We start from the raw sequence: 3,984 nt of genomic DNA, 5'->3' as shown, positions 1-3,984 counted from the left end.
CTGAATACTACTTCGTGTTCCCAGAAGCTCGGTCATTTATGGCCGAGTAGTTCACGAGCTAGTCAAGATATTTTCTGAAGAAGGAGAGTTCGTCAAGATTGCACCGTTCACCGACGGGATTGCGTACGTCGCAATGGAAGCAATGCTTTTGAGGAGCTTCTTTCGTACCGTAATCATGGAATTCATAGAGAACCCTTCTGGCCTTCAGATATCCGGCGAATGCGAGACTGCAGTCGCGGATGAAGTCTTCATTGGAAGTCATGAGAAAAATCGGCGGCCATGCTGGTGTGATGTAGCTTTCTGTCTGAAGCATGTCGAGATGATTTTTCAGGATATCTTCCGTAAAGTAGGCCTTGCTTGAATCGTAAAGCATCCCCGGTGTGTCTAAAAATGCAGGGGCGCAGTTCAACGCGGCGGCCTTGACCGTCATTTGCGGCTTGCTGTATCCGAATTTTTCTCTAAAAACGTCATTTGTCAGAATCGTCAGGTACTGACTGACCATCTGTCCTCCGGCACTGTCTCCGATGAGAAATGCATTCCTGGTATCCAGATTGTACTTCATGGCGTGGTCGCATGTCCAGTGAATTGCCTGGTTGACGTCATTGAGACTGCCCGGAAAAACAACGTCAGGCGGGAGCCGGTAACTGATGTTGACGAATGCGAAACCGTGTCTGGCAAGACTCATTCCGTAAAACTGCGCATTTTCCTTGATTCCCGAAATCCAGCTTCCGCCATGAAAATAGAAGATGACTGGGATTTTCCTTCCGTGTTCTTCTGGCAGATAGATGTCCAAAAGGTTCCATCTGGAATCAGGACCGTATTGCAGGTCGTCAATGCGCGTGACTTCCGGAATTTTGCGGTCAAGTCCTGCATTTTGTTCTTCAGCGTGTTTCATGGCCCTTTCGGCAATTTCCAGTGCCAGCCTGACGTTTTCCTGATGTGTTCCCAAAGTAATTCCCCCAATTATTTTTTTCTTCTTATTATTATGACCTGCTTATTCGCTGATTTCGATTTCGTCTTCGGGCTGATTGCGGATTTTCTGAACCAGTCTGAAGCAGACGAACCACAAAACGGCGCCGAGTGCCGGACCAAAGGAAGAACGGCTGACGAAAAGCGACAGGAAAATAAAGATGAAGAACACGATGGTGGCCGGGTTCGTGAATTTATAGGCAGGAAGCTTGAAGCCGTCCTCCAGGAACGCATCCGATCTGCGGTAGCGATAATGTGCAATCATGGTCAGGATGCAGACGAGAATATAAATGTCGCACGAAACCGAAGCAACGAAGGAAAACGCATCGCTCAAAGCCTTGAAGCAGCTGAGAACCGGCGCAAACAGCATGACTGAAGCAGAAAACAGAACGCTGTTGACGGGGATGCCATGATCTGAAACCTTCGTCAGAAACTGCATCTTCTGGCTGTGAGATTCGCGCGCCAGTTGATACAGGTGGCGCCCCGTTGAAAAGATTGCGCTGTTCAAGGTCGAACAGGCGGCAACGATGACGACGAAGTTAATGATTGAAGCGGCAGCCGGAATTCCCGCCAGAGAAAAGATCTGCACGAACGGACTGCCGTTTTGCGAGATTGACCGCCACGGCGTGATTGCCATGATGACGAACAGGGCCCCGATGTAGAAAAGCAGGATGCGCACAATGACCTGGTTGATGGCCTTTGGCAGGACTTCTCTGGGATTCTTGGTTTCAGCCGTCGTGATTCCAACGAACTCCATGCCCTGAAAGGCGAAGAAGACCATTGGAAAGGCATTGAGAAACTCATGGAAACCGTTCGGGAACATGGTGAATCCGTCAAGGATGTTGCCTAGGGAAGCGTGTGTTCCGGAAGGATTTTCATGGTGTGTTGCAATCATGTAAATGCCCACGATAATCAAGAAGATGATTGCAACGACCTTGATGCCTGAAAGAATCGTTTCGGAATTGCCGAAGAACTTGACGACGTTTAAATTGATCAGCGTCAAGGCCGCCAGGATAATGACTTGAATCAACCATGAAGGAACGTCAGGCAGCCATAGCTTGACGTAAGTCGCGATTGCAATCAGTTCGGCCATTGCGGCAAGTGTCAGCTCGAGCCAGTAGCTCCATTCGGCGAATTTTCCAAGCGAAGGGCCAAGATGGTGATAGATGAAGGAAACGAACGTGTGCTGTTCAGGATCCGAGTACATCATCTCGCCGATTGCCCGGAGCATGAAGAAGAAAAAGATTCCGACAATCAGATATACGAACAGGATGGATGGGCCGGTTCTGTGAATCGTGCTGCCGGATCCAAGGAAAAGTCCGGTGCCGATGCTTCCTCCAAGGGCAATCATCTGAACGTTCAGATTCGTCAGTTCCCGTCTTGTTCCGTCTTTGTTGATTTTTGTCATTTGTGTCACTTCCCGGGTCTAAGTTAAATTTTGGCCAGTGCCTGGTCGAGATCCGCAATCAGATCGTCAACGTTTTCGATGCCGACGGAAATGCGGATCAGATCAGGCGTGATTCCTGATTCCTTCAGTTCTTCTTCTGAAAGCTGCGCATGAGTCGTTGAAGCAGGATGAATGATCAGCGACTTTGCATCCCCGACGTTTGCGAGCAGCGTGAACAGTTCGAGATTTTCAATCAGTTTCTTGCCGGCTTCTTCGCCGCCCGTAAGTCCCAGCGTGAAGATTGAACCGACGCCCTTTGGAAAATCACGTACTGCCAGGTCGTGATATTTGCTTGATTCAAGACCAGGGTACTTGATCCATGCAACCTTTGGATGTTTGGAAAGGTAGTCAATGATTTTCTCGGCATTTGAAACGTGACGTTCAACGCGGAGGGACAGCGTTTCAAGACCCTGGAGCAGGAGGAAGGAGTTGAACGGAGAGATGGCAGCGCCCGTATCACGCAGAGCACCGGAACGGATCTTCGTGACAAATGCAGCGCCCTGAAGATCTGCGTAAACAAGACCGTTGTATTGCGGGTTCGGTGTCGTGAATCCAGGATAGCGACCGCTCTTTGCGTAATCGAAGTCGCCTTTTTCGACAACTACGCCACCCATGGTCGTTCCGTGGCCGCCGATGAATTTTGTTGCCGATTCAACGACGACGTCTGCACCGTGTTCGAGCGGACGATAGAGATATGGAGAAGCAAACGTGTTGTCAACAATCAGCAGCAGGCCGTTTGCGTGCGCAATTTCTGCCAGGGCATCGATGTCGATGAGGTTGATGTCGGGATTGCCGATTGTTTCAACGTAGATGGCCTTCGTCTTGTCATTGATTTCCCTTTCAAAATTGGAAAGGTCGTCAGGGTCGACGAAGTGCGTCTTGATGCCAAGCGCATCAAGTGTCGTGTTGAAGAGGTTGAATGTGCCGCCGTAAACTGTTGATGAGGAAATGATTTCATCGCCCGCTCCTGCAATGTTCGTAATTGCAGCTGTAACTGCGGCAAGTCCTGTGGCAAGCGTGATGCCGGCCGTGCCGTGTTCGAGCTTTGCGATGCGTTCGTCGAGAACTGCCGTCGTCGGATTGGTCAGACGAGAATAGATGTTGCCCGGACGCTGCAGGGCGAATTTGGCAGCTGCATCCTTTGCGTCCTTGAAGACGTAGGAAGTTGCCTGATAAATCGGTGTCGTGCAGGCACCCGTTTCATCGATGACCTGGCCTGCGTGAAGTTGCAGTGTTTCGAATTTGTAATCTTGATTGCTCATAAAGAAGACCCCCTGTATTTTTTAAGAGACGTCGAATCGGACAAGTATAAATAAAAAAACGCCCCCGTGAAAGATATTCTTTCACAGGGACGCATTCCGCGCGGTACCACCCATCTTCACTGCAAGCTGCAGCCTTTTCCGGCACTATCATGCCTGGGATTATATCGTATCCTCACGAACCTCGAGCTTGCACCCTCGGTTAAACTTAGAGCTCATCTTCAGCTTGTCTCCTCCGCCTTCTTTCACCATCTGAAGGCTCTCTTTGGGATTTGAGTCCGCCTACTCTTCTCTTCAACGTTTCCTGTT

General features: G+C 49.8%; 3 protein-coding genes. All 3 read right to left on the bottom strand.

Annotated elements, in window-relative coordinates; translation table 11 throughout:
- Positions 1–58: 58 nt before the first annotated feature.
- From V7Z60_RS09050 to V7Z60_RS09040, 3 genes are read right to left on the bottom strand one after another with little or no spacing between them, the layout of a single operon-like run.
- A complete protein-coding gene (locus tag V7Z60_RS09050; protein ID WP_334117501.1) occupies positions 59–949 on the bottom strand; it encodes an alpha/beta hydrolase in 891 nt (296 codons plus the stop codon).
- A gap of 45 nt (positions 950–994) precedes the next feature.
- The gene (locus V7Z60_RS09045; protein ID WP_334117500.1) at positions 995–2,377 is read right to left on the bottom strand and encodes an amino acid permease; all 1,383 of its coding nucleotides are present in this window, start codon (positions 2,375–2,377) and stop codon (positions 995–997) included.
- 23 nt (positions 2,378–2,400) lie between these two features.
- On the bottom strand, positions 2,401–3,678 hold the full coding sequence (locus V7Z60_RS09040; RefSeq protein ID WP_334117499.1) for an O-acetylhomoserine aminocarboxypropyltransferase/cysteine synthase family protein: 1,278 nt from the start codon (positions 3,676–3,678) through the stop codon (positions 2,401–2,403).
- Between the last annotated feature and the right edge of the window lie 306 nt (positions 3,679–3,984).

It is taken from the genome of Ligilactobacillus sp. (assembly GCF_036846325.1).
Taxonomy (GTDB): Bacteria; Bacillota; Bacilli; order Lactobacillales; family Lactobacillaceae; genus Ligilactobacillus.
Note: the sequence above shows the minus strand (reverse complement) of the source record. Positions and strands in the feature narration are given on the sequence as shown.